The 22721-nt window shown below is 74.1% G+C and carries 28 protein-coding genes and 1 pseudogene; 15 read left to right on the top strand and 14 right to left on the bottom strand.

Annotation, left to right across the window (positions count from 1 at the left end):
- Positions 1–186: 186 nt before the first annotated feature.
- A complete protein-coding gene (locus B5P21_RS14300; RefSeq protein ID WP_045526612.1) occupies positions 187–981 on the bottom strand; it encodes a winged helix-turn-helix domain-containing protein in 795 nt (264 codons plus the stop codon).
- Between the two features lie 395 nt (positions 982–1376).
- Complete coding sequence (upp, locus tag B5P21_RS14295) at positions 1377–2015, bottom strand: uracil phosphoribosyltransferase (protein WP_045526613.1); 639 nt, start codon at positions 2013–2015, stop codon at positions 1377–1379.
- Between the two features lie 68 nt (positions 2016–2083).
- On the opposite strand from upp, the gene B5P21_RS14290 reads away from it, so the two are divergent.
- Positions 2084–2524 carry a nucleoside deaminase gene (locus B5P21_RS14290; RefSeq protein WP_172457246.1) on the top strand — a complete coding sequence of 147 codons (441 nt, stop codon included), beginning with the start codon at positions 2084–2086 and terminating at the stop codon, positions 2522–2524.
- A gap of 496 nt (positions 2525–3020) precedes the next feature.
- On the opposite strand, the gene B5P21_RS14280 is transcribed toward B5P21_RS14290, so the two are convergent.
- Positions 3021–3938, bottom strand: coding sequence for a cation diffusion facilitator family transporter (locus B5P21_RS14280; protein ID WP_045526619.1), 918 nt, complete (start codon positions 3936–3938; stop codon positions 3021–3023).
- A 132-nt stretch (positions 3939–4070) separates the two neighbouring features.
- Between B5P21_RS14280 and proC the strand changes: the two genes are divergently transcribed.
- Positions 4071–4955, top strand: a complete 885-nt coding sequence (gene proC, locus B5P21_RS14275; RefSeq protein WP_045526621.1) for a pyrroline-5-carboxylate reductase — start codon at positions 4071–4073, stop codon at positions 4953–4955.
- A gap of 27 nt (positions 4956–4982) precedes the next feature.
- Here the strand turns inward: proC and B5P21_RS14270 are convergent, their stop codons facing one another.
- Both B5P21_RS14270 and B5P21_RS14265 read right to left on the bottom strand, forming a co-directional pair.
- Positions 4983–5651 carry a potassium channel family protein gene (locus B5P21_RS14270; protein ID WP_011931765.1) on the bottom strand — a complete coding sequence of 223 codons (669 nt, stop codon included), beginning with the start codon at positions 5649–5651 and terminating at the stop codon, positions 4983–4985.
- A gap of 53 nt (positions 5652–5704) precedes the next feature.
- Positions 5705–7129: a TrkH family potassium uptake protein gene (locus B5P21_RS14265; protein WP_094171310.1), complete on the bottom strand. Its 1425-nt coding sequence runs from the start codon at positions 7127–7129 to the stop codon at positions 5705–5707.
- A gap of 78 nt (positions 7130–7207) precedes the next feature.
- Here B5P21_RS14265 and B5P21_RS14260 point away from each other — a divergent pair, with 78 nt between their 5' ends.
- The 3 genes from B5P21_RS14260 (at position 7208) to B5P21_RS14250 (ending at position 8289) form a co-directional block, all read left to right on the top strand.
- Positions 7208–7756 (top strand): ArsR/SmtB family transcription factor, encoded by a 549-nt coding sequence (locus tag B5P21_RS14260; RefSeq protein ID WP_094171309.1) that lies wholly within the window; start codon positions 7208–7210, stop codon positions 7754–7756.
- Between the two features lie 122 nt (positions 7757–7878).
- Complete coding sequence (locus B5P21_RS14255) at positions 7879–8118, top strand: helix-turn-helix domain-containing protein (RefSeq protein ID WP_015489280.1); 240 nt, start codon at positions 7879–7881, stop codon at positions 8116–8118.
- 72 nt (positions 8119–8190) lie between these two features.
- Positions 8191–8289: a 30S ribosomal protein bS22 gene (locus tag B5P21_RS14250; protein ID WP_003792170.1), complete on the top strand. Its 99-nt coding sequence runs from the start codon at positions 8191–8193 to the stop codon at positions 8287–8289.
- Positions 8290–8665: 376 nt separating this feature from the next.
- On the opposite strand, the pseudogene B5P21_RS17630 reads toward B5P21_RS14250, so the two are convergent.
- Positions 8666–8866 (bottom strand): annotated as a pseudogene (locus B5P21_RS17630) (hypothetical protein); the annotation flags it as partial.
- 22 nt (positions 8867–8888) lie between these two features.
- Positions 8889–9032, bottom strand: a complete 144-nt coding sequence (locus B5P21_RS17370; RefSeq protein WP_236688775.1) for a hypothetical protein — start codon at positions 9030–9032, stop codon at positions 8889–8891.
- 77 nt (positions 9033–9109) lie between these two features.
- Here B5P21_RS17370 and B5P21_RS14240 point away from each other — a divergent pair, with 77 nt between their 5' ends.
- From B5P21_RS14240 to B5P21_RS16910, 7 genes are all read left to right on the top strand, one after another.
- Entirely contained in the window at positions 9110–9373 is a 264-nt protein-coding gene (locus B5P21_RS14240) for a glutaredoxin family protein (RefSeq protein WP_045526625.1), read from the top strand.
- Positions 9374–9410: 37 nt separating this feature from the next.
- Entirely contained in the window at positions 9411–9713 is a 303-nt protein-coding gene (locus tag B5P21_RS14235) for a Dabb family protein (RefSeq protein ID WP_045526627.1), read from the top strand.
- A 1-nt stretch (position 9714) separates the two neighbouring features.
- On the top strand, positions 9715–9912 hold the full coding sequence (locus B5P21_RS17365) for a LacI family DNA-binding transcriptional regulator (protein WP_236688776.1): 198 nt from the start codon (positions 9715–9717) through the stop codon (positions 9910–9912).
- A gap of 9 nt (positions 9913–9921) precedes the next feature.
- The gene (locus B5P21_RS14230; RefSeq protein WP_236688777.1) at positions 9922–10806 is read left to right on the top strand and encodes a substrate-binding domain-containing protein; all 885 of its coding nucleotides are present in this window, start codon (positions 9922–9924) and stop codon (positions 10804–10806) included.
- Between the two features lie 79 nt (positions 10807–10885).
- On the top strand, positions 10886–12109 hold the full coding sequence (locus B5P21_RS14225) for a GDSL-type esterase/lipase family protein (RefSeq protein ID WP_052663165.1): 1224 nt from the start codon (positions 10886–10888) through the stop codon (positions 12107–12109).
- A 96-nt stretch (positions 12110–12205) separates the two neighbouring features.
- On the top strand, positions 12206–12847 hold the full coding sequence (locus B5P21_RS14220) for an ABC transporter ATP-binding protein (RefSeq protein ID WP_045526629.1): 642 nt from the start codon (positions 12206–12208) through the stop codon (positions 12845–12847).
- Positions 12844–14382, top strand: coding sequence for a hypothetical protein (locus B5P21_RS16910; protein ID WP_045526631.1), 1539 nt, complete (start codon positions 12844–12846; stop codon positions 14380–14382). The genes B5P21_RS14220 and B5P21_RS16910 overlap by 4 nt, the downstream gene beginning before the upstream one ends.
- A 10-nt stretch (positions 14383–14392) precedes the next feature.
- Here B5P21_RS16910 and B5P21_RS14210 read toward each other — a convergent pair whose 3' ends face one another.
- The 7 genes from B5P21_RS14210 to aspS form a co-directional block, all read right to left on the bottom strand.
- Positions 14393–15355, bottom strand: a complete 963-nt coding sequence (locus tag B5P21_RS14210) for an IS481-like element IS1122 family transposase (RefSeq protein WP_045527791.1) — start codon at positions 15353–15355, stop codon at positions 14393–14395.
- A 97-nt stretch (positions 15356–15452) separates the two neighbouring features.
- On the bottom strand, positions 15453–16091 hold the full coding sequence (locus B5P21_RS14205; RefSeq protein WP_094171308.1) for a DUF6518 family protein: 639 nt from the start codon (positions 16089–16091) through the stop codon (positions 15453–15455).
- A 79-nt stretch (positions 16092–16170) separates the two neighbouring features.
- Positions 16171–16386 (bottom strand): hypothetical protein, encoded by a 216-nt coding sequence (locus B5P21_RS14200; protein WP_043585313.1) that lies wholly within the window; start codon positions 16384–16386, stop codon positions 16171–16173.
- Positions 16387–16468: 82 nt separating this feature from the next.
- The gene (locus tag B5P21_RS14195; protein ID WP_045526634.1) at positions 16469–16801 is read right to left on the bottom strand and encodes a DUF7882 family protein; all 333 of its coding nucleotides are present in this window, start codon (positions 16799–16801) and stop codon (positions 16469–16471) included.
- A 176-nt stretch (positions 16802–16977) separates the two neighbouring features.
- Positions 16978–17517, bottom strand: coding sequence for a P-loop NTPase family protein (locus tag B5P21_RS14190; RefSeq protein WP_045526636.1), 540 nt, complete (start codon positions 17515–17517; stop codon positions 16978–16980).
- Positions 17510–18640, bottom strand: a complete 1131-nt coding sequence (locus B5P21_RS14185; protein ID WP_246865304.1) for an LCP family protein — start codon at positions 18638–18640, stop codon at positions 17510–17512. Before B5P21_RS14185 ends, B5P21_RS14190 begins: the two co-directional genes overlap by 8 nt.
- 270 nt (positions 18641–18910) lie before the next feature.
- Positions 18911–20221 carry an aspartate--tRNA(Asn) ligase gene (gene aspS, locus B5P21_RS14180; RefSeq protein WP_045526638.1) on the bottom strand — a complete coding sequence of 437 codons (1311 nt, stop codon included), beginning with the start codon at positions 20219–20221 and terminating at the stop codon, positions 18911–18913.
- 112 nt (positions 20222–20333) lie between these two features.
- Here aspS and B5P21_RS14175 point away from each other — a divergent pair, with 112 nt between their 5' ends.
- From B5P21_RS14175 to B5P21_RS14165, 3 genes are read left to right on the top strand one after another with little or no spacing between them, the layout of a single operon-like run.
- Entirely contained in the window at positions 20334–21146 is an 813-nt protein-coding gene (locus B5P21_RS14175; RefSeq protein WP_045526639.1) for a LamB/YcsF family protein, read from the top strand.
- Positions 21143–21763 carry a 5-oxoprolinase subunit B family protein gene (locus B5P21_RS14170; protein WP_045526642.1) on the top strand — a complete coding sequence of 207 codons (621 nt, stop codon included), beginning with the start codon at positions 21143–21145 and terminating at the stop codon, positions 21761–21763. The genes B5P21_RS14175 and B5P21_RS14170 overlap by 4 nt, the downstream gene beginning before the upstream one ends.
- Positions 21760–22677, top strand: a complete 918-nt coding sequence (locus B5P21_RS14165; RefSeq protein ID WP_094171307.1) for a 5-oxoprolinase subunit C family protein — start codon at positions 21760–21762, stop codon at positions 22675–22677. Before B5P21_RS14170 ends, B5P21_RS14165 begins: the two co-directional genes overlap by 4 nt.
- The last annotated feature ends 44 nt before the right edge of the window (positions 22678–22721 follow it).

Here is a 22721-nt window from a genome sequence, read left to right as displayed (position 1 = left end):
GGGGCCGGCCCTCTCCCTTGCACCAGGAGTGTCCTGCAATCACATTCCGTCTCCACCGCCACAGCAAACGGTGGGGACGAGAAGACTGTATAACGATCCCGTAACGCCCCGCTACCCGGAACGGGCGCTATGTGCTGGGAGATCGCCGACAGCTCCGCACGGGCAGGCTGAGCGCGTCCGGACGCCTCAGAACAGGTCGGGCGACTGCGTGCTGGCGTGGTGGATGGCGACGTCCGCGTGACGGTCGAACCGGTAGCCGGCGCCGCGCACCGTGCGGACGATCTCCTCGTAGCGGCCGAGCTTGGAACGGAGTCGGCGGACGTGCACGTCGATGGTGCGCTCGTTCGGCACGTCGTCCTCGTCCGCGGCGGACCACAGCGAGGCGATGAGCTCGGATCGCTCGATGGTGCGTCCCTCACGGAGCACCAGGTACTGCAGGAGCTCGAACTCCTTGTAGGTGAGCGGGGCGGTCTCGCCGTCGAGGACGACGCGCTTGCGGGACAGGTCGACCGTCACGCCGCCGTCGACGCGGTCCTCGTCCTCGGGCTGCTCGCGGTGCTGGGCGACGGCGGCGGGATCCTGCAGGGCGAGCCGGACCACGTCGATGTCGCGGCCGCCTGCGCCCTCGGGGGCGAGTGCCACGGCGGCGTGCGTCTCGACGCCCGGGGCCAGCTCGGCGGCCAGGCGCTTGAGCGCGGCGACGACGGTGCCGAGGTCGGTGCCGGCGGCGGCGGCCTTGAGCTCGTCGAGCCCGACGTAGATCGCGAAGCCGCGTGCCTCCGTGCCCTCGGGGACGGCGCGGAGGCGGGCCGGGCGGGCGGGCGCGGCGGTCGGAGCGGGGGCGGCGGACGTCGTGGTCTGCCCGGGGACGGCCTGCGGCCGGCGGACCGGCGGGGCGAGCGGCGCGGCCGCGCGGAGCACGGGTGCGGCGGGAGCGGATCGGAGGGAGGTGCGGGCGGGGTCGATGGTCGCGAGAGACATGGCGGGAGTCCTTGTGATGATGCGGGTGCGGCGCAGCTGGGTGCGCGGGACCTCAGGGGAGTGCGAGACGCCTCAGGGGGCGGATGCGCCGGGATGCGGCGGGGAGGGGCGGCGACGGATGCGTCGCGGGACCGCTCGGGCGAAGGCGGCGGGTCAGGCCGACATTCGACAGCACATCGCGACACGGCCGGGCATCATCATGCCGGCGACTCCCGAGGCCTCGGAGGAGGTCAGGACGTGCGCGTTCAGAGTCATGGTGAGAGCTTGCACGGATCCGTGCGCCCGTGTCAACAGGAGCGGCCGGAATCGTGCGGGACGCGCAGGAATCGTGCGTGCGCGGACAGCGGCGCCCGTCCCCGATGGGGGACGGGCGCCGGAGGAACGGAGGGCGCGGGTCAGTGCGCGGCGGTGCCGTACAGGCGGTCGCCCGCGTCGCCGAGGCCCGGGATGATGTAGCCCACCTCGTCGAGCTTCTCGTCGAGCGCGCCCAGCACGATGGTGACCTCGCGGCCGGCGGTCGCCTCCTCGACGGCCTTCAGTCCCTCGGGCGCGGCGATGAGGCAGATGCACGTGACGTCGACGGCGCCGCGGTCGAAGAGGTACTCGATGGCGGCGAGGAGGGATCCGCCCGTGGCGAGCATCGGGTCGACGACGAAGCACTGGCGGTTGGAGAGGTCGGTCGGGAGGCGCTCGGCGTAGATGTCCGGCTGCAGCGTCTCCTCGTTGCGCACCATGCCGAGGAAGCCGACCTCGGCGCTCGGCATGAGGCGCATCAGGCCGTCGAGCATGCCGAGGCCCGCGCGGAGGATGGGGACCACGAGCGGCTTCGGGTCGCTGAGGGTGAGCCCCTCGGCGGGCGCGACCGGGGTCTGCACCGTGATGGTCTCGACGCGGACGTCGCGGGTGGCCTCGTAGGCGAGCAGCGTGACGAGCTCGTCGGCCAGGCTGCGGAACACGGGGGAGGGGGTGGTGCGGTCCCGCAGCGCCGTCAGCTTGTGCGTGATGAGCGGGTGGTCGGCTACGTGGACTCGCATAGGCTCCATTCAACCAGCAAGGGGGAACGCGATTGGACCTGCCCGTCCCCGGCGACTACGCGCGATGGATGTCCGTGGCGCTCGACGAGGCCCGGGCCTGCGCGGCCACCGGCGACGTCCCCGTGGGGGCGGTCGTGGTCGATGCCACGGGGCTCGTCATCGGGCGCGGGCGGAACCTCCGTGAGGCCCGGCAGGATCCCACCGCGCACGCCGAGGTGGAGGCGCTGCGGGCTGCGGCCGAGACGACCGGCGACCGGCACCTCGTGGGCACCACGCTGGTCGTCACGCTCGAGCCGTGCGTGATGTGCGCGGGCGCGATCCTCGCGGCCCGGGTCCCGCGCGTCGTGTTCGGCGCGTGGGACGAGAAGGCGGGGGCGGCCGGATCCCTCTACGACGTGCTGCGGGACCGACGGCTGCCGCATCGCGCGGAGGTGTTCGCGGGCGTGCAGGCGGCCGCGTGCGCGAGCCTGCTGGACGGGTTCTTCGCGGACCGTCGCGCTGGCGCCTGATCCGGAGGCCGGGGCGGGTGGCCGCCGCCCGCGGTCAGGAGGCGGCTGCGGCTCCCCGCCCGGCCGCGAGATCAGCCTGCGCAGCCGGCGCAGATGCGCCCTTGATGCGGCGGTCGCTGCTCATGGTTCCGTCCCCCGCTCCGTGCGTCCGCCGTCCGCGCGTGCCGACGCTCCTGGGTCGTGAGGTCCCCGCCGGTGCGCTCCACGGTCACGTGCTCAGGGGAGCCCGTCGGCATGTGCCTGGTGTCCGCCTGGACGGCGCCGTTCGCCGTGAGGACCAGTCCCAGGGCGAGTGCCGCCGCCGCTGCCGCGGCCGTCGTCGCATGCGTCATCTGCGGTCTCCTCTGTCGGCCGCGCCCCGAGCCGCGTGCTCGAGCGTCTGCGGCATCCGGGCCGTCGGACCCATCAGGCCGTCATGGTCGCAGCCTGCGCGCTGCGACGGGGCGACGCCTGCACAGCGAGGAGCGGCGCCGCGGCGCCGTCGGGCGACGGCGGATCAGCGCGTCGCGACCCGCACGTCGGGCTCGAGGTAGATGACGCGCGCGACCGGCACGGCTTCGCGCACGCGGCGCTCGATCGCGTCGATGCCGGCGGCCACGTCGCCGAGCGAGCTCGTGGCGGGCATGGCGATCTTCGCCGCGACGAGCAGCTCGTCGGGGCCGAGGTAGAGCGTCTTCATGTGGATGATCGACTCGGCCTCGTGGCCCGCGGTGATGGCGGCGCGGATGGCCGCGAGGTCCGGCTTCGAGGCGCCCTCGCCGACGAGCAGGCTGCTCATCTCGACCCCGAGGATCACGGCGACGGCGACCAGCAGCACGCCGATGAGCAGGGTGCCGATGCCGTCGTAGATCCCGTCGCCGGTGAGGATCGACGCCGTCACGCCGAGGAGCGCGAACACCAGGCCCGAGAGCGCGGCCGTGTCCTCGAGCAGCAGCACGGGGAGCTCCGGGCTCTTCGCCCGGCGCACGAACTGCACCCACGTCTGGTTCCCGCGCAGCGGGTTCGACTCCTTGATGGCCGTGCGCAGCGAGAACGACTCGAGGGCGATCGCGATGAGCAGCACGACGATCGGCAGCCAGGGCACGTCGAGCGGCTCCGGGTGCTCGATCTTGTGGATGCCCTCGTAGAGCGAGTACACGCCGCCGACGGAGAACAGGATGATCGAGACGATGAACGCGTAGACGTAGCGCACGCGGCCGTAGCCGAAGGGGTGCTCGTCGTCGGCGAGGCGCTTGGCCCGCTTGCCGCCGATGAGCAGCAGGATCTGGTTGCCGGAGTCGGCGAGCGAGTGGACGCCCTCGGCGAGCATGGAGGAGGAGCCCGAGAAGAACGCGGCGACGAACTTCGTGATCGCGATGCCGACGTTGGCGGTGAGCGCGGCGAGGATCGCCTTGCTGCCGTGGGATTCGCTCAAGGCCTGTCCTCCTCGACCGGCGAGGCGGCTCGGGCCGCCCGGGCGCGCGTGCCCCGGTCGCCTCAGCCTAGCCACGCGCCCGGCGCCGTCGACCACCCCGATCGGGCGACGCCCGGTCCCTAGGATCGGGGCATGCCCGACGCCTCCCGCCCCGCCCCGTCCGCTCCCGCCGCTCCCGCCGAGGTCGTCCGCCTCCCCTCGCTCGCGATGCTCGGCACCGGATCCATGAACGGCGCCATCCTCGGCGGCCTCCTGCAGCCGGGCGTCGAGGTCGACGGCGACGTGCGCGTGACCACCCGGTCGGCCGCCAGCGCGGCGGCGCTCGGCGAGCGGGACGGCGTCGCCGCGTCGAGCGTCGAGGAGGACGCCGACGCGAACCGGCGCGCGGTCCGCGGGGCCCGCGTCGTGGTCGTGGGCGTGAAGCCGCACATGGTGCCCGACCTGCTGCGCGAGATCGCCGGCGACCTGGATCCCGGCGCGCTCGTGATCAGCGTCGCGGCCGGCGTGACGATCGCCACCTTCGAGTCGCTGCTGCCCGCGCACGTGGCCGTGCTGCGCTCGATGCCGAACACGCCGTCGCTCGTCGGCCGCGGCGTGACGGGCCTCGCCGCCGGCACGCGCTCCAGCGCCGACGACATGGCGCTCGCCCGTGCCGTGTTCGCGACGGTCGGCGACGTGGTGGAGGTGCCCGAGGAGCGGATCGACGCGCTCAGCACGATCTCCGGATCGGGCCCCGCCTACGTCTTCCTGCTCATCGAGGAGCTGACCCGCACGGCCGAGGCGAAGGGCTTCAGCCCGGACGAGGCGCGCGTGCTCGTGCAGGGCACCTTCCGCGGCGCGGTCGAGCTGCTGGCCGCGTCCGAGGACGAGCCCGCCGAGCTCCGCCGCCGGGTCACGAGCCCCAAGGGCACGACCGAACGGGCCGTCGAGGTGCTGCAGGCGGCGGATCTGTCGGGGCTCTTCGACCGCGCGACCGACGCCGCCCTCGCCCGAGCCCGGGAGCTCGCGGCCGGCTGAGCGCGCCACCGCGGTCGGACCCGCGCATCAGGACAGCGAGGCGAACCGCTCGATGTCGGCCGAGGTGCCCGACACGATGATGAGGTCGTGGTTCGACACCAGCGTCTCCGAGGTCGCGTAGGTGAAGGGCTTGCCGGGCGTCTTCACGCCGACCACCGTGATCCGGTGCTTCCTCCGCACGGCCGACTCCAGCAGCGTCATGCCGCGGATCGGCTTCGGCGGGTACATCTTGGCGAGCACGAAGTCGTCGTCGAACTCGATGAAGTCGAGCATCCGGCCGGACACGAGGTGCGCGACGCGCTCGCCCGCCTCCGCCTCGGGGTAGATGACGTGGTTGGCGCCGATGCGCTCGAGGATCTTGCCGTGGGACTGGCTGATGGCCTTGGCCCAGATCTGCGGGATCTTGAGGTCCACGAGGTTCGCCGTGATGAGCACGCTCGCCTCGATGGACGACCCGACCGCGACGACCGCGATCGAGAAGTCCTTGGCGCCCAGCTGCTGCAGCGCCTCGATGTTGCGCGCGTCGGCCTGCACCGCGTGGGTCACCCGGTCGGACCACTTCTGCACGAGCCCCTCGCTCGCGTCGATGGCGAGCACCTCGCGGTCGAGCCGGGCGAGCTGGCCGGCGGTCGCGGCGCCGAAGCGGCCGAGCCCGATGACGAGCACGGGGGCGTTGTGGGGGATGCGTTCGCCCATGAGGGGCCTCTCTGATCCGGTCGGTGCGGGTGGATGGGGTTCGCGTCGCCGGCTCAGTCGACGATCGGGCGCTCCTCGGAGCGCTGGAAGAGCTGGCGGCGGGTGCTGGCGGCGAGGGCGGCGGCCAGGGTGACCGTGCCGACGCGCCCCAGGAACATGGTGGCCGCGAGCACGTACTTCGCGGGATCCGAGGCCTCGGCCGTGAAGCCCGTGCTGAGCCCCGAGGTGGCGAACGCGCTGATGGCGTCGAAGAGCACGTAGTCGAGGCGCTCGCCGGAGATCTGCAGCAGCACGATGCTGCTGAGCGCCACGGTCGTCGCGCCCCACAGCACGATGCTCACGGCGAGGCGGAGCACGTCGCTCGGGATGCGGCGCTCGAACACCTCCATCGACTCGCTGCCGCGGGCCTCCGCGAAGGCCGCGAGGAACAGGATCGCGAGCGTCGTGACCTTGATGCCGCCGGCCGTGGACGCGGATCCGCCGCCGATGAACATGAGCATGTCCGTGACCAGCAGGCTCGCGTTGCCGAAGTCGGCCATGTCCAACGTGGAGAAGCCGCCGGACCGCGTCATGACGGAGAGGAAGAGCGCCTGGAAGCCGTGCTGCACGGGATCCATGAGCGCGAACGTCTTCTTGTTGTCCCACTCGAGCACGACGTAGGCGAGCGTGCCGAGCACGATGAGGATGAGCGACGTCCAGAGCGTGAGCTTCACGTGCACGGAGAACCGCCGCGGCTTCCGCCAGCCGCGGTACACGGCGTAGATGACGGGGAAGCCGATGCTGCCGAGGAAGACGCCGATCATGAGCAGGCTGAGGAACCAGTAGTCCTGGTGGTAGAGCTCGAACCCGGCCTCGCTGAAGACGAAGCCCGTGTTCGTGAATGCCATGAGCGAGTAGTAGAAGGAGTCGAGCGCGGCCTGGCCGACCGGGATCCCCTCCAGCAGGATCCGCGGGAACAGCAGCGCCGCGATCGACAGCTCGATGACGAGCGCGCTGATCGCGACCGTGAGCAGCAGCGTGCCGATCTCGCCGAGCTTCACGGCCTGGCCCTCGGCGACGGGACCGTGGTGGATCCGCAGCGGGTTGCTGTCGCTCGCCGCCATGAGCCGCGCCTTGAGGCCGAGGCGGCGCGACACGATGAGGCCCATGATCGACGCGAGCGTGAGCACGCCGATGCCGCCGATCTGCACGCCGAGCGCGATGAAGGCATGGCCGAGCGGGGTCCAGTACGTCGCCATGTCGACGGTCGCGAGGCCCGTGACGCAGATGGCGGACACGGCCGTGAAGAGCGCGTCGGCGGAGGGCGCGGTGTCGCCCGTCGACGTCATGCCGGGGAGCATGAGGATCGTCGTGAGCGTGAACACGAGCGCGGCGAAGATGAGGATGGCGAAGCGAGCCGGCGTGGAGTGCGCGAAGTAGTCGAGGAAGTCGCGGATGCGCCCGAGGAGGGGACGCCCGTGATCCGGCCTGACGCGCATGGTCCCCTGTCCGCTTCCGGGGCGCAGCGCCCCGGATCGCCATGGTACTGCGAGCGCGGGACGGAATACCCTTCGGGGATGGCTGACATCTTCGACGTCGTGGGGGACCCCACCCGGCGCGACCTCCTCCGCGTGCTGCTCGACCGACGCGCGGTGCCCGAGGCGCCGACCGGGGAGATCAGCGTCTCGGAGCTCGTGCAGACCCTCGGGATCAGCCAGCCGACCGTGTCGAAGCACCTTCGCGTGCTGCGCGACATCGGCCTCGTCTCCGTGCGCGAGGAGGGTCAGCACCGCTACTACCGGCTGGAGCCCGCGCCGCTCGAGGCGCTGGACGCGTGGGTCGCGCCGTTCGTCGACGACGGCCGGGGCGCAGAGGACTCCGACGACGCGCACGCGGATCCGGACACGGGGCTGCTCGGCGGCGGCCTGTCCGCGGACCCCGACGCCGGCGACGACGGCGATCCGGCCGGCTACCCGTTCGCCGCGTCCCTCGGCCGCATCTGGGCCGACACCCGCTACCAGGCGGCCGCCGCCGTGCACGACGCCACCCGCGTCGCAGGCTCGGCGGGCCAGGCATCGCTCGGCCGGCTGCGCGGTCGGAAGCCGGGAAACGCGCGGGACGCGTGATGCAGGATGTGACACGATGGACACGCGTCCATCCGGACCCCTAGAATCGCGCACCAGCGCCCGCATCGCGGGGGCGATGAGGTCCGTGAGCCGGTCACGCAGAACGAGGAGTCGATCCGCCCATGTCGCGTGACCTGTCCGACGTCCGATTCCTCACGGTGGCCGAGGTGGCCGAGATGATGCGCGTCTCCAAGATGACCGTCTACCGCCTCGTGCACTCGGGCGACCTGCCCGCCATCCGCTTCGGTCGCTCGTTCCGCGTGCCCGAGTCCGCCGTGCTCGCCGCGATCGACCCGACCAACGCGCTGCCCGGCCAGCCTGGCGAGGCCTCGCGTCACTCCGGCATGTCGGATGTCGGCTAGACTCCTCTGAGGCTATTTTCCGCGGGTCACCAGAACCCGCGTGTTCCGTCCGGCAACAGATGAGGTGCCCCTATGGGTTCAGTGATCAAGAAGCGTCGCAAGCGCATGGCGAAGAAGAAGCACCGCAAGCTGCTTCGCAAGACGCGCCACCAGCGCCGCAACAAGAAGTAGAGCGGACGCGTCCACGAGGGCGCAGGACGTGATGGAGAGGACGCCGACCCGGTGACGGGGCGGCGTCCTCTTCGTGCGTCCCGGGTGCGCGCTCCGTGGGGGCCCGGTGCCCGGTGCCGGGTGTCGGGCGCCCGGCGCGGGCCTCCGGCGGATCAGCGCACGGCGGGTCCGTCCGCCGGTGCGGCCTCGCGGCGCACGCGCCTGCGGGCGTCGCGGATGCTCGCGCGTGGAGCCGCATCGACGGCCAGCCGGAGTCGCGTGCGTGGGCGGCCAGGCCCTGGTCCGGGTTCACCACCACGGGATGGCCGACGAGGGTCAGCAGCGGGATGTCGTGCCGGGAGTCGGAGTAGGCCCAGCACGCCGCCGGATCCGCTCCCGTGCCCGTCAGGAGCCCGCGGGCGGCTGCGGCCTTGAGCGCGCCGTGCAGGAACTCGCCCTCGAGGCGGCCCGACCATCGGCGCCGTGTGCCGCTCGTGGATGTCGTCGGCGAGGTGCGCCATGTCCGCCACCGTGATGCCGGTGACGACCTCGAGGCCCCGGGCCCGGGCGGACGCCAGGTGCCGGTCGTTCTCGCCACGCGCTGTGAAGCGCGCGTGCTCCTATCCCGCGCCCACGATGTCGCGCGTCGTGAGGAGGCCGGCCGCGCGGAGGCCGCGCACGAGGTGGAAGACGCTGGCGCCGTGGATGAGGGTGGTGTCGACGTCGAAGAACGCGAGGACCGGGGTGCTCGCGTGCTCGACCATGATCGGGTCAGCGTAGGCGACGCTCCTGGGCCCGGGTGCCGGGCCTGCGGGGCGATGCGCTCGCCTACGCTGGGCGGATGAGCGCAACGGTCCTGACCCTCGTCGGCAAGCCCGGCTGCCACCTCTGCGACGACGCGCGCGACGTCGTGACCGGCGTGCTCGATGGGCTCGACCCCGCCCGCGCGGCCGAGGTGACCCTGGAGGAGCGCAGCATCCTCGACGACCGGGCGCTCGCCGCCCGCTTCGCCGAGGAGATCCCCGTGCTGCTCATCGACGGGCGCGTGCACAACTACTGGCGCATCGACGCCGACCGGCTCCGCGCCGCGCTCGCCGCGCGCTGAGCACGGCGGCGGCCGGGGCCGCGGATAGGGTCGTCGCATGACCCTGCGCCACGTCGTCTCCTGGAAGCTCGCCGACCGCGATCCCGCCGCCCTCGACCGGGACGCCGCCCGCGTCCGCGAGGCGCTCGAGACGCTGCCCGACCTCGTGCCCGGGATCCGCTCCTTCCAGGTCGGACGCGACGTGGTCGGATCCGCGCGCAGCCACGACGTCGTGCTCATCGCCGACTTCGACGACCGGGCCGGCCTCGAGGCGTACGACGCGCACCCGGAGCACCAGCGCGTCGCCGCGCTCGTGCGGAGCCTCGTCGGATCCGCGGCGTCGGTCGACTTCGAGGTCTGACGTGGCCGGCGACGAGGGCGCGTCCGGCCGCACGGCTGCCGCGCCCGCGCCCCGACGGCGCGTGACGCTCGCGCAGGTGGCGGAGCGGGCCGGTGTCTCGCGCTCCGCGGTGGCCTTCGCGCTCACGGGGCGGACGGACCAGCGGCTCTCCACGGAGACGATCGCCCGCATCCGGGACGCGGCCGACGAGCTCGGCTAGCGCCCGAACATGACCGCCCGGACGCTCCGCACGGGCCGCTCGGGCACCGTGGCGCTCGTCTCGGACTTCGTCAGCAGCACGTCGCACGCGAACTCCCTGGTGCGCGGGGCCCTCGACGCGCTGCGCGAGCGCGACACGATCCTCTTCACCGTCGACACGCAGGGCGACGACCGGCAGGAGGAGCAGCTCCTCGAGAGCCTGCTCGGCCGGACCATCGACGGCGTGCTCTACGCGTGGATGTTCACGCGCGTCGTGCGCGCGCCCGCGCTGCTCGACCAGGTACCGCACGTGCTGCTCAACTGCGTGCCCGAGTCGGGCGCCGCCCACGCCGTGGTGCCGGACGAGGAGGCCGTGGGATCCGACGCCGCGCGCATGCTGCTGGATCTCGGCCACCGCGATCGCATCTGGTTCGTGGGCGGCCTGCCCGCCGGCCTCACCGGCGGGCCGGCGTGGCGCGGGCGGGCGCCCCTCGCGCTCGAGGAGCGGCTCGCCGGCCTGCGACGCGCGCTCGCCGACGCGGGCGTCGCGCTCGCCGGCGTGCAGGACGTGGAGCGCGACTGGGACACGGCGGACGGGCGCGACGCGGTGGCGGCGCTCCTCGGATCCGGGGCCCGCCCGACCGCCCTCGTCTGCGCCGACGACGCCGTGGCCGCCGGCGCGTACCAGGCCCTGCACCGGGTGGGGCTCCGCGTGCCGGAGGACGTGTCGGTGGTCGCCTTCGACGGCAGCGCGATCAGCCGCGCGCTGGATCCGCCGCTCGCCTCGGTCGCGCTGCCGCAGCTCGAGCTCGGTCGCCGGGCCGTCGAGCTGCTCCTCGACCGGCAGGCCGAGCCGGCGGTGCACCGGATCCCGATGCGCCTCATCCCCGGCGAGTCGGTCGGACCGGCGCGCTGACACGACGGGGGAGAGCGCTTCCGGTTCGCAGCTAGATCTCGGTCGGCTTCGTGCGCGCGCACGCGGCGGGCGGGACGGCGTGAGCGTCGTCGGCGCGTCCGGGCGCGACGGCGAGGTCGTCGAGCTGGACGGCGGGTCCGTCCGCGTCCACGGCCACCTCGGGCTGATGCCGGTGCCGGGCTGCGTACGGCCGATCCGGCTGCCCGAGGCCGCGTGGCGCGACTTCCCGCCGGCGGGCGAGCTGCTGCGGGCGCAGGTGTCGGCGGCGGCGGGGGTGCGGATCCGGTTCACGACCCCGGCGGACGAGGTGCGGATGCGGGTGCGCTGCACGCGCATCCGCGTCGAGGAGCTGCCGGGGCCGCGCAACGCGTTCGTCGCGGAGGTCGACGGCGCGGACCTGCCGCCGGTCGCGGCGCCGGTGGACGTCGTGCGCCGCGTCTCGGCGTCGGGCGACGCCGCCGAGGAGACGGCGGTCGGATCCGGGGACGCGTCCGTGGTCGTGCTCCGCGGGCTCGGGCGCGGGCCGTCGACCGTGACCGCGTGGCTGCCGCAGGGGATGCTCGTGGACCTCGTGGGGATCGACGCCGGCGCGCCCGTGCGGGCCGCGGAACCGCTGGGGCTGCCGCGCTGGATCCACCACGGCAGCTCCATCAGACAGTGCGTGGAGGCGCCGGATCCGACGGGGGCATGGCCCGTCGTCGCCGCGCGGCAGGCGGGCCTCGAACTCGTGAACCTGGGCTTCGGCGGCCAGTGCATGCTCGACCCGTTCGTCGCGGACGCCATCGCGGCGGGACCGGCGGACGTGATCTCGCTGAGCGTCGGCATCAACATCGTGGGCGCCCGGTCGATGGACCAGCGCACCTTCGTGCCCGCGCTGCACGGCTTCCTCGACCGCGTGCGGCGCGGGCATCCGGACACGCCGGTGGTGCTCGCGTCCTCGATCCTCTGGCCGGGCAGCGAGCACGTGCCCGGGCCGCCCGGCGTCGAGTTCCGCGACGACGGATCCGTGCGCTGCTTCGCGGCGGGCGACCCCGCGGACGTGCCGCGCGGGGCGCTCACGCTCGCCGAGTCGCGCCGGCACGTGGCGCACGTCGCGCGGGTGCGCCAGGAGGCGGGCGAGCGGATCGCGCACCTCGACGGCCTCGCGCTCTCCGGGGCGGATGACCTGGCGCGGTTCACGCTGCCCGACGGGCTGCACCCGGGCGCTGCGCTGTACGCGGAGATGGGGGAGCGGTGGGTGGCGCGTGTCTTCGCGGACGGCGGGCTGGTGCCGCGGGCGGGGCTCGACGCGGTCGGGCGCTGAACGGCGGGTCGCCTCCGCCGGCCGCGGGCTGCGTGCCCGCCGCTCGCCGATGCCGCTCGCCGATCCCGCCCGCCGCCCGTACGGGAGGATGGCGGGATGGGCGATGCGGTCGAGGTCGAGCGGGTGTCGGTGGTCGTCGACGGGATCCCGCTGCTGCGGCCGACCGACCTCGCCGTCGCGGCAGGCGAGGCCGTCGCGGTCACGGGGCCGAACGGGGCCGGGAAGACGACCCTGCTCCGGGTGGTGGCCGGGCTCACCCGGCCGAGCACGGGATCCGCGCGGGTCGGCGGCCGGCCCGTCGACGAGCGCGTCACGGCGTTCCGGCGCGCGGTGTCCGGATCCATCGGCCACCCGCCCGTGGCGCGCGACCTGACCCTCGCCGAGCACCTCGCCGTCATCGCCGCGACCTGGGGCATGGACGCGCAGGAGGCCCGCGACCGGGCGGCGGCGCACCTCGAGCGCTGGCGGCTCGCGCCCCTCGCCCGGCGGTTCCCGCACGAGCTGTCCAGCGGCCAGTCGCAGCTGGCGGCCCTCGCGATGGCGACCGTGCGGCCCTACGACGTGCTGCTCCTCGACGAGCCCGAGCAGCGGCTCGACCCCGACCGGCTGCAGCTCGTGATCGGGATCCTCCGCGCCGAGCTCGACCACGGCCGCACCGTCGTGCTCGCGACGCACAGCCCGACGCTCCGCGACGCGGTGGCGCACCGGTCGATCGCGCTCGCCGGCGACGCCGCGTGAGCACCCGCCGCGTCCTCCGCACGGTTCGATCGCTCCGCCTCGAGCGCGGCGGGGCGTCGCCGATGGACCTCGCGTACACGGTCTACGCGGGGGCGCTCACGGTGCTGATCGTCGGGATCCCGGTGCTGCGCGCCATCGTGCTGGAGCTCGCGGAGCCGGTCGCGGCGGCGGCGCTGCGCGCGCAGGGGCCCACCGCGGCGGCGGCGATCGCGGGCCTCGCCGCCACGGCGCTCCTCGTCGCCGGCGGCGCGCGCGGCCCGGCGCTCCTGTCCCCGTTCCTCACCGCGACGCTCGCGGGCAGCGGGCTGTCGCGCGCGGCCGTGCTCGCGCGCCCCTTCGCGCGCTCCGCGCTCGGGCTCGCCGCGATCTGCGGGCTCGCGGCGCTGCTGCCCGGGCTCGCGCTGCTGGTCGCGGGCGACGCGGATCCGGGAGTGGTCGCGGCCTGCACGGCGGGCGGGGCGCTGGTCGGCGTGATCCTCGCGGGCTGCTGGCTCGCGGGCCAGCGGTTGGGCGCGGCCGGGCGGGCCGTCGGGGGAGCCGTGCTGCTCGGATCCGCCGCGCTCGCGGTGCTGGTCCCGACCGCGGTGGTGCCCGGGACGGCCGTCCGCGCGCTCTTCCCCGGCGCGGGCACGGGCGCCGGCGCGTGGCCGCTGCCCGCCGACGTCGGGACGGCGCTCGGGGTGCTCGCCGCGCTGGCCCTCGCCGTGATCGTGGCCGCGCCGGCGCTCCTCGGCGGCCTCCGCGGATCCGGGCTGCTCGCGCAGGCGCAGCGCTGGCAGACGGCGACGACCCTCGCGACCACCGGGGACCTCGCGATGGCGGCGGGCGGGTTCCGGCCCATGCCGCGGATCGGGCGGGGCTGGGGAGCCGTGCGCGGCCGGTCGCAGGTGGCCCTCGTCGCGCGGCGCGACCTCGTCGGCGCGCTCCGGACGCCCGTCCGCGCGGCCTCCGCGTGCCTCGGGGTCGCCGCGTCCGGCGTCCTGCTCGCGGTGGCGCTCGACGGCGACGGCACGGGGCGGGTGATCCCCGGGGTCGGCGCGGCGCTCGTCGGGTTCCTCGCGCTCGGCGTCGGCGCAGACGGCTTCCGGCACGTCGTCGACGTCGCGTCCGCGCCCCCGCTCTACGGCATCCCGACCGGGCGCCTGCTCCTCCTCCACGCCCTGCTCCCCGCGGTGGCCGGGGTCGCGTGCGCGCTCGCGGGGGCGGGCATCGCCGTGGCCGGCGGGTCGGGCGCCACCGCGCTCGTCGTCGCCCCGGCGGTCACGGTGCTGCTGGTCGTGGTCCGGGCCTTCGACGCGGCGAAGGGCCCGCTGCCGCTCGCCGTCATGGCGCCGGTGGTCACGCCGGCGGGCGACGCGTCCGCGCTCGTGATCGCCGCGTGGCAGGCCGACGCACTACTGCTGGCCGGGGGATCCGCGCTCGCCGTCGTGTCCGCCGCCGCCGCGGTCGGCCCGCTGGGGGCCGCGCTCGTGCTGCCGCTGGGCCTCGCGGTGGCCGTCCGCACGCGGGGGCGGATCGCGGCCACGCGGGGCTAGGTGTACTGAGTCATGACGTTGGTGACTCTCGGGCCGCGGGCGTCAGCCCGTGGCTCGAGTGGATTCGTTCAGTGTTGTAGTGCTGGATCCACGGATCAAGGGCGTCGGTTCTGGCTTGGTTGCTGGTGAAGGGTTGCCGGTAGGCCCACTCGGTCGCGAGGGTGCGGTTGAAGCGTTCGACCTTGCCGTTCTGCCAGGGGCAGTGCGGGCGGATGAACTTCTGCCTCGCACCGAGCTGCGTGACCGCGTTCTGGAACGCGGCCGAGTGCCGGTAGGCGAACGCGTTGTCCGTCAGGACCCGTTCGATGCGGGTGATGCCGTGCTCGGCGAAGTACGCCGCGGCCCGGGTCAGGAACCCTGCCGCGGTCACGCCCTTCTCGTCCGGGTGGATCTCCGCGTAGGCGAGGCGGGTGTGGTCATCGACCACGGCGTGGACGTAATCGAACCCGATCCCACGACCACGAACCTGTTCGCTGCGGCCATGCGCCCGCCAGCCGCCGCCGTCCGGGATCCGGCCGAGCTTCTTCACGTCGACGTGGATCAGGTCGCCGGGATGCTCATGCTCGTACCGGTTTGCCGTCGACCGGGATGCCCGGATCACGGCCCCGGTGACGGGGTCCAACCATGCCAACGGCGGTGCCCCGTGCCGCCGCAGGACGCGGGAGATCGTGCGGGCTGGAACACCGGTCACCGGCGCCAACCGGGCAGGACCTGATCGCAATCGGGTCCTCGCTTCCACGACGGCTCGTTCTCGTTCCGGGCTCGTCCTCGTCGGCACCCGTCTCGGCCTCGAGGACCGGTCCGACAAGCCTTCGAAGCCCTCGGACCGGAACCGATTCACCCACCGATGCGCGCACTGACGCGACACACCGAGTTCGCGCGCGACATGCGAGACCGGCCGACGATCCTCGACCACCCGCCGCACGAGGAGAACCCTCCCGTGAACCGTCAGACGAGCATTAGCGTGGGACATCGAGGCCTCCTGGCAGTGGCAGAACTAGACAGCTCCATCAAGCCAGGAGGCCTCCTCACACGCCCCGAAGTGTCACCAACGTCATGGCCGGGTACAGCTAGGGGCGGGCGACCCCGCCCCGCACGGCGTCGGTCGGCCGCCGCCCGCGCAGCGCCGCCGCGGCGAGGAAGCCGACCGCGAGGACGATCTCGAGGGTCCAGTAGACCGGGCTGGTGGTCTCGGCGACGACCGTGAGGCCGTAGACCCCCTCGGCGACGAGCGCGGCGCTGAGCACCGCGACGCCGGCGATCGGCCACCGGCGCGACGCGTGCCGCACGAGGGCAGCCGCGAGGCCGATGAACGGGCCGGCGACGAGGCCGATCGGGATCCACATGGACGAGAACGGGTCCGCGAGGAAGTACCCGCGCCACAGGCTGACCACGCCGTACGCCTCCACCATCGCGACGAAGGATGCCGCGCCGAGCACGGCGCCGAGGAGCGGGCGCGCGCGGGAGAGCCACACCCCGAGGAAGGCGAGCATGCTCCAGCCGCCGGCCGAGTTGGCGAGCGAGCTCATCCACGAGGGGAGGAACCCCTGCGCGGGGCTGGTGAGGCCACCCATGACGAGGCTGAAGACGAGGACGACGACCGTGGCGCGGAGCGCGGCCGGCAGGATCGCACGCGCGGGCCGCCGCGAGGACGAACGGGGTGGTCGGGCGGCGGCGGTGCGGGCGGGGGACGCGTCGGGTCGGGTCATGGCCACACCCTCGCAGCGGTTCAGGGCCGGGTCGTCGGCCGAGCGGCCCATCCGCGTACGCACCGGGATGCAGATGACGTCAGCCGCGCGGCCGGGCCTCGTCGAGGATCCGCACGGCCTCGTCAGCGGGCACGGTCCACGTGATGGTCGCCGTCACGCGCGCGACGCTGTCGTCGGAGACGCTGGTGCTCGCGAAGTCGACCTGCACGTCGCGCACCTCCCGTCCGAGGACGGTCGCGGACTCGGCGGCGGCGATGATCGCGTCGTCGTCGTAGGGCAGGTTCGTGAGGGCCATGGGCGTCCTTGGGGTGCGGGGCGGGCGTGGTCGGGGGATGGGAGCAGTTGCGGGCGGGCGCACGTCGTCCGCGCGCGCGGCGTCAGTCGGCGGGCGGCTCGGCGTGCGCGGCCGAACCGTAGGGCGGCTCCGGCACCAGGTGCAGCCCGGATCCGGTGTTCGCGCTGTCCATGAGCAGATCCACCCAGGCGGGGTTGATCGCGGGCGGGCGGCTGCCCGAGAAGCGGAAGTGCAGCGGCAGCTCGGGGGCGACCCACACCGTGCTGCGCCCGTCGCCCTCCGACGCCGGGTACTTCCACGAGAACGCGAAGCTCTCCCGGCGGCGGAGCTTGTTCAGCATCACGATCTGGAGGTGCGCGAGCGCGCGGTCGTCGATGGTGGTGCGGGTGCTGCTGTCGAAGATCAGCTGGCCCATGCCCTGCCCTCCTCCGTGTCCCGTCCTGGTGCCCGTCGCGGGCGCGGATCCTGCGGATCCCGCGGCGTCGACGGCTCGGCGACCCGCGGGTGAGGGCATCGAGTGGTGCGTCAGATATTACGGCAACAGAGGAAACACGGACCCGCAGGGCGGTCGTCCGGTCGCCGGGCGGATGCCTACCGAGCGCCCGCGTCGAGCCAGGCGAGCGCGGCGCGCGCGACCTCACGCGGGGTGCGGTCGTCGGTCGCGATCGTCGTCCCGTCGAGGCCGGACGCCCCGAGCCGCGCGGCGAGATCCGCATGGCGGGCCAGGTGCCAGTCGCGCGCGGCACGCCGGTCGTCGTCGTAGCGGGAGCGCAGGCGCGCCTCGACGACCGCGGGCGACGCGGTCAGGAGCACGCACCGTACGTCGATCCCGAGGGCATCGCGGTACCGGTCGAGGTCGGCGCGCTCCGCGACCACGCCGCTGACCACGAGCTGCCGCGGTCCCGCCTCCTGGAACAGCGCCCACGTGGCGGCCATGGCCCGCGCCTCGACGACGACGTTGTCCGGATCCCACGACGCGGGAGGCCACGACCGGTGGAACCAGTCGACGTCCATCAGGATGAACGGCCGCCCGGCCTCGGCGAGCAGGTCGCCGATGTGCTCGAGCACGGCGCTCTCGCCGACGCCGGAGGTGCCGTTGAGGAGCAGGGCGGGTGGGCTCGCATCAGCCATTGGAGCAGGTCTCGGTCGCGGCCGTCTGCCCCGTCGCGTTCGAGGGGAGCACGGCCGCGGGCGACGGCTCCGCGGACGGGGTCCCGGGATCCGCCGGCGCCGCGTCCGCGGGCGGGGCCTCGACACCCGCGCCCGTGCTGTCGGGCGCGAGGGAGAAGTCCGCGTCGTCGGCGATGAGCTGCATCATCCGCGTGCCGCCCTCGACGTCCTGCGCGACCCGGCCGCTCTCGAGCCGCGTGCTCGGGTACTGCACGAACACGAACCGGTCGAGCGGGATCCCCTTCAGCGTCAGCGCGAGGGACGTGATCGCGGTCGGGTCGTCGAGGGACGTCGACAGGCTCATGTTCTCGACGGCCGCGCGGGCGATGCCGTAGAGCTTCGCGGGGTTCGTGAGGGTGTCGCCGCTCGTGATCGTGCGGACGAGGGCGCTGAGGAACACCTGCTGGTTGCTGATCCGGTCGATGTCGCTGTTGTCGCCGATGCCGTACCGGGTGCGGAGGAACTGCACGGCGGTCTCGCCCTGGAGCAGCTGCGGGCCCGCGCCCAGGTCGAGGTCCGTGTTCTTGTCCTTGATCGGGTTCGCCAGGCAGACGGTGACGCCGCCCACGGCGTTCGACATGGCGACGACGCCGGTGAATTGGACGACGCCGCCGTAGGGGATGTCGAGACCCGTGATGGACCCCACCGTGCGCACGACGCAGTCCAGCCCGCCCTTCGACAGCGCCGAGTTCATCTCCGCGCCGCTCGCTGCGGCTCCTCCCGGCGCGGTGCCGGACGCGGGGCACGCGGGCCGGCCGATCAGCATGTCGCGGGGGAACGACACGACGGTGGCGCGCGAGTGGTCCTCGCTGATATGCAGGAGCATCGTCACGTCGTTGTTGTTCGCCCCTCCGACCTTCTTCAGGTCCCCGTACCCGTCCCCCTGGTCCTTCCGGCTGTCGCTGCCGACCAGCAGGATGTTCGCACCCCCGTCGATCCCGCCGATGGACGGCGGCGGCGCCTGCCCGTCGTCGATGTCGACCGAGTTCGCCTGCACCGTGCGCGCGAGGTCCCAGGCGGCGAACGCGGCGACGGATCCCGTGCTCGCGATCACCACGGCCGTCACCGCGGCCAGGGCCTTCACCGCGGTGCGCAGCTCGGCTTCCGCAGCCGGCCGTGCCGGGCGATCCCGAGCGCCGGGCGGCGGTCCTGTCGCGTCTCGTGGGGCATGCGGGCTGCTCGGCGTCGGGCACGGACCGTCCCGGTCGGTTCGGCGGTGCCTGCCACGCTACGGACCCGGCCACGGCAGAGGTTCCCCCCAGCGATGTAGATCCGCGCCCCCGACGCCGCGCCCGGACGCGCGGAACGGCCCGACCCCCTGCCCAGGGGATCGGGCCGTCCGGTGGAGCGGGACCTACGGGGCGAGCCGGTTCGGCCCGCGGAAGAGGTAGGTGACCTCGCGCAGGTTCGACTGGTGCAGCAGCAGCATCAGCACCCGGTTGAGGCCCATGCCGAATCCGCCGTGCGGCGGTACGCCGTAGCGGAAGAAGTCGAGGTACGAGCCGAGCTCCTCGGGGTCGAGGCCCTTCTCGCGAGCCTGCGCCTCGAGCACGTCGACGCGGTGCTCGCGCTGCGCTCCCGTGGTGATCTCGACGCCGTTCCAGATGAGGTCGTAGCTGTTCGTGATCGTCGGGTCCTCGGCGTTGCGCATGTGGTAGAACGGCCGGATCGTCGACGGGTAGTCGGTGAGGAACACGAACTCGTGGCCGAACTCCTCCATCACGTGCGCCGCGATCTGGCGCTCGCCCTCGGGGTCGAGGTCGTCGTCGGCGCGGTCGATCACGTGGCCGCGCTTCGCGACGATGTCCTTGGCCTCGAGCAGCGGGATCCGCGGGAACGGGATGCTCGGCACGGTCACCTCCACGTCGAACAGCTCGCGGATCTCGTCGCCGTGCTTCTCCTTCACCGCGGTGAGCGCGGCGACGATGAGCTCCTCCTGGAGGCGGGCGACGTCCTCGTGGCTCTCGATCCAGCTGATCTCCGCGTCCACCGAGGTGAACTCGGTCGCGTGGCGGGAGGTGAAGGACGGGTCCGCGCGGAACGCCGGGCCGACCTCGAACATCTTGCCGAAGCCGGCGGACTGCGCCATCTGCTTGAAGAACTGCGGGCTCTGCGCGAGGTACGCGACGCCGTCGAAGTAGTCGACCTTGAACAGCTCCGCGTTCGACTCGGAGGGCGTGGCCATGAGCTTGGGGGAGAAGACCTCGATGAAGTCGTGCTCGACCCAGTGGGTGCGCATCGCGTGCACGAGCGTGGTCTGCACGCGGAAGATCAGCGAGTTGCGGGGCGCGCGCAGGTCGATGAAGCGCCAGTCGAGGCGCTTGTCGATGGAGGAGTCGGCCGCGATGGGCGTCTCCGGGATGGCCGCGCCCGCGATCTCGATGCCGGACAGGCCGATCTCCAGGCCGCCGAGCTTCACGCGCTCGTCGTGCTTGAGCGTGCCGGTGGCGGTGAGGAAGGTGCCCGCGGCGAGGCCGGAGATGGCGTCGGCGGTCGCATCCTCGTCGCCCTGGCGCTTGTAGGTGAGCTGCACCGCGCCGGACTCGTCGCGGAGGATCACGAACTGGATCTTCTTCTGATCCCGGACGGTCTCGACCCAGCCGGAGACGGCCACGTCCCCGTCGTCGAGGGCGGCCAGGTTCTTGATGAGAGTTCGGGTGGTCACGGTCGTCGAGTCTATCCGCGCCGCTGTCGGGCCGGTCGCCCCGCGGGCCGCCTAGCCTGGTGGGGACGGCCCCGCGGCGAGCGGTGGCCGCGCCCGGTGCAGGGGAGACGCCATGCAGATCGACCTCAACAGCGACCTGGCCGAGTCCTTCGGCCGCTGGACCCTCGGCGACGACGACGCGATGCTCGACGTCGTCTCGAGCGCCAACGTCGCGTGCGGGTTCCACGCGGGGGATCCGCTCGTCATGCTGCACGCGCTCGAGCGCGCGGCCCGGAACGGCGTCGCGGTCGGCGCGCACGTCGCCTATCGCGACCTCGCCGGGTTCGGCCGTCGCGACCTCGACGCCTCGCCCGCCGAGCTCACGGGCGACGTGCTCTACCAGCTGGCGGCGATCAGCGGCATGGCCCGCACGGTCGGCGCGCGCGTCTCGTACATCAAGCCGCACGGCGCGCTCTACAACCGCATCGCGCACGACCCGGTGCAGGCGCAGGCCGTGGTGGATGCGGTCGTGGCGCTGGATCCGACGCTCCCGGTGCTCGGGCTGCCGGGCTCCGTGATCCTCCGGCTGGCCGCGGCGGCGGGACTGCCGACGCGCGTCGAGGCGTTCACCGACCGCGCGTACACGCCCGAGGGCGCGCTCGTGTCGCGGCGGCAGGAGGGGGCGGTGATCCACGACCCGGCCGAGGTCGCGGCCCGCTCCGTGCGCATGGCGACGGAGGGCACGGTCGTCGCGATCGACGGATCCGTCGTGCGGCTCGACCCCGACTCCCTCTGCCTGCACAGCGACACCCCCGGCGCCGTGGGGCTGGCGCGCGCGGTGCGCGACGCGCTCGAGGCGGCGGGCGTGGAGATCAGGCCGGTGCCGGATGCCGCTCCCTCGTCGGAGCACCGCGCCCTCCCGGCTCGCGACCGGCGCGCCCTGTGACCCTCCGGCTCCTGCCGTGCGGCGACGCCGCCGTCATGCTCGACCTCGACTCGCTCGACGAGGTGCTCCGCCTGCAGCCCGTGCTCGACGCGACCCGGCCCCGCGGCGTCGTCGACATCGTGCCGGGCGCGCGCAGCATCCTCGTCACGGTGGATCCGCACGTGCTCCCGCTCGCCGCCGCCCGCTCCTGGGCGCTCGCCGCCCGACCCGCCGACGAGGCCGGCTCCCGGGGTGGCGCGCCCGTCGAGATCGACGTGGTCTACGACGGCGAGGACCTGGCCGACGTGGCGGCGCTCCTCGGCATCGGCGTGCGCGAGGTCGTCGAGCGCCACACCTCCGGCACCTGGACGGTCGCGTTCGGCGGCTTCGCGCCCGGCTTCGGCTACCTCGCGGGCGTCCCCGGCCTCGAGGTGCCGCGCCGGACGTCGCCGCGGCCGCGCGTCCCGGCCGGCGCCGTCGCGCTGGCGGGCGAGTTCAGCGGCATCTACCCGCGCGTCTCGCCGGGCGGCTGGCAGCTCATCGGCACGACGCGGGCGGTGCTGTGGGATCCGGAGCGCGAGCCGGCGGCGCTGCTGCAGCCCGGTTCCGCCGTCCGCTTCCGGGAGGTCGACGCGTGAGCGGCGCGACCACCCCTCGCCGCGGTCGCCGTGCCGTGGCGACCTCCGCGGCCGGCCTCGTGGTCGAGCGCACCGGCCCGCTCATGCTCGTCCAGGACGCGGGTCGACCCGGCCACGGCGGCATCGGCGTCTCGCCGTCCGGCGCCCTGGATCCACGCGCCCTCGCCGACGCGAACCTCCTCGTCGGCAACGACCCGGGCACGGTGGGCCTCGAGATCGTGCTCGGCGGCGCGGTGCTCCGCGCGACGGCCGCCGTGTGGGTCGCCGTGACGGGCGCGGTCGGACCGCTCGTGCGCACGGCGGGCCGGGGGTCGCGGCCCGCGCCGTACGCCGCGGCCGTGGTGCTCGACGCCGGCGACGCGCTCGAGATCGGCGCGGCCGTCGCCGGGATCCGCTGGTACGTCGCCGTGCGCGGCGGGATCGACGTCGCGCCCGTGCTCGGCTCGCGCGCCACCGACCTGCTCTCCCGCGTGGGACCCGCGCCCATCGCGGTCGGCGACGTGCTGCCCGTCGGATCCGCGCCCGCCCGGCCCGTGCCGCCCGTCGACTCGCTCGCCGTCTCCGCGCCCGCGGAGGGCGAGGTGGTCCTCCGTGCGACGCCCGGCCCGCGCCTCGACTGGTTCGTCGACGGATCCTGGGCCGCGCTCCTCGGCCACGAATGGGAGGTGACCGCCGAGGCCGACCGCGTGGGCGTGCGTCTCGACGGCGAACCGCTCGAGCGGCGGATCCCGGGCGAGCTCCCCAGCGAGGGCGTCGTCACGGGCGCGCTCCAGGTGCCGCCCTCGGGCCGGCCGATCCTGTTCCTCGCCGACCACCCGATGACGGGCGGCTACCCGGTGATCGGCGTGGTCGCGCGCGACGACGTGCGGCTGGCCGCGCAGCTGCGCCCCGGCCAGCGCATCCGCTTCGTGTGAGCGGTCGCGCCGACCGGGGCGCGGGACGTGCGGGCGGCGGACCG

This window comes from Clavibacter michiganensis subsp. insidiosus, from assembly GCF_002240565.1.
In the GTDB taxonomy this organism is placed as follows: Bacteria; Actinomycetota; Actinomycetes; order Actinomycetales; family Microbacteriaceae; genus Clavibacter; species Clavibacter insidiosus.
The sequence above is the reverse complement of the archived record's forward strand: the minus strand, read 5'-3'. Positions and strand labels throughout refer to the sequence as shown.

Coding starts and splice junctions, on each gene's coding strand:
- B5P21_RS14300 (WP_045526612.1), bottom strand. CDS start 981: ATGTCTCTCGCGACCATCGACCCCGCCCGCACCTCCCTCCGATCCGCT.
- upp (WP_045526613.1), bottom strand. CDS start 2,015: ATGCGAGTCCACGTAGCCGACCACCCGCTCATCACGCACAAGCTGACG.
- B5P21_RS14290 (WP_172457246.1), top strand. CDS start 2,084: ATGTCCGTGGCGCTCGACGAGGCCCGGGCCTGCGCGGCCACCGGCGAC.
- proC (WP_045526621.1), top strand. CDS start 4,071: ATGCCCGACGCCTCCCGCCCCGCCCCGTCCGCTCCCGCCGCTCCCGCC.
- B5P21_RS14270 (WP_011931765.1), bottom strand. CDS start 5,651: ATGGGCGAACGCATCCCCCACAACGCCCCCGTGCTCGTCATCGGGCTC.
- B5P21_RS14265 (WP_094171310.1), bottom strand. CDS start 7,129: ATGCGCGTCAGGCCGGATCACGGGCGTCCCCTCCTCGGGCGCATCCGC.
- B5P21_RS14260 (WP_094171309.1), top strand. CDS start 7,208: ATGGCTGACATCTTCGACGTCGTGGGGGACCCCACCCGGCGCGACCTC.
- B5P21_RS14255 (WP_015489280.1), top strand. CDS start 7,879: ATGTCGCGTGACCTGTCCGACGTCCGATTCCTCACGGTGGCCGAGGTG.
- B5P21_RS14250 (WP_003792170.1), top strand. CDS start 8,191: ATGGGTTCAGTGATCAAGAAGCGTCGCAAGCGCATGGCGAAGAAGAAG.
- B5P21_RS17370 (WP_236688775.1), bottom strand. CDS start 9,032: ATGGTCGAGCACGCGAGCACCCCGGTCCTCGCGTTCTTCGACGTCGAC.
- B5P21_RS14240 (WP_045526625.1), top strand. CDS start 9,110: ATGAGCGCAACGGTCCTGACCCTCGTCGGCAAGCCCGGCTGCCACCTC.
- B5P21_RS14235 (WP_045526627.1), top strand. CDS start 9,411: ATGACCCTGCGCCACGTCGTCTCCTGGAAGCTCGCCGACCGCGATCCC.
- B5P21_RS14230 (WP_236688777.1), top strand. CDS start 9,922: ATGACCGCCCGGACGCTCCGCACGGGCCGCTCGGGCACCGTGGCGCTC.
- B5P21_RS14220 (WP_045526629.1), top strand. CDS start 12,206: ATGGGCGATGCGGTCGAGGTCGAGCGGGTGTCGGTGGTCGTCGACGGG.
- B5P21_RS14210 (WP_045527791.1), bottom strand. CDS start 15,355: ATGTCCCACGCTAATGCTCGTCTGACGGTTCACGGGAGGGTTCTCCTC.
- B5P21_RS14205 (WP_094171308.1), bottom strand. CDS start 16,091: ATGACCCGACCCGACGCGTCCCCCGCCCGCACCGCCGCCGCCCGACCA.
- B5P21_RS14200 (WP_043585313.1), bottom strand. CDS start 16,386: ATGGCCCTCACGAACCTGCCCTACGACGACGACGCGATCATCGCCGCC.
- B5P21_RS14195 (WP_045526634.1), bottom strand. CDS start 16,801: ATGGGCCAGCTGATCTTCGACAGCAGCACCCGCACCACCATCGACGAC.
- B5P21_RS14190 (WP_045526636.1), bottom strand. CDS start 17,517: ATGGCTGATGCGAGCCCACCCGCCCTGCTCCTCAACGGCACCTCCGGC.
- B5P21_RS14175 (WP_045526639.1), top strand. CDS start 20,334: ATGCAGATCGACCTCAACAGCGACCTGGCCGAGTCCTTCGGCCGCTGG.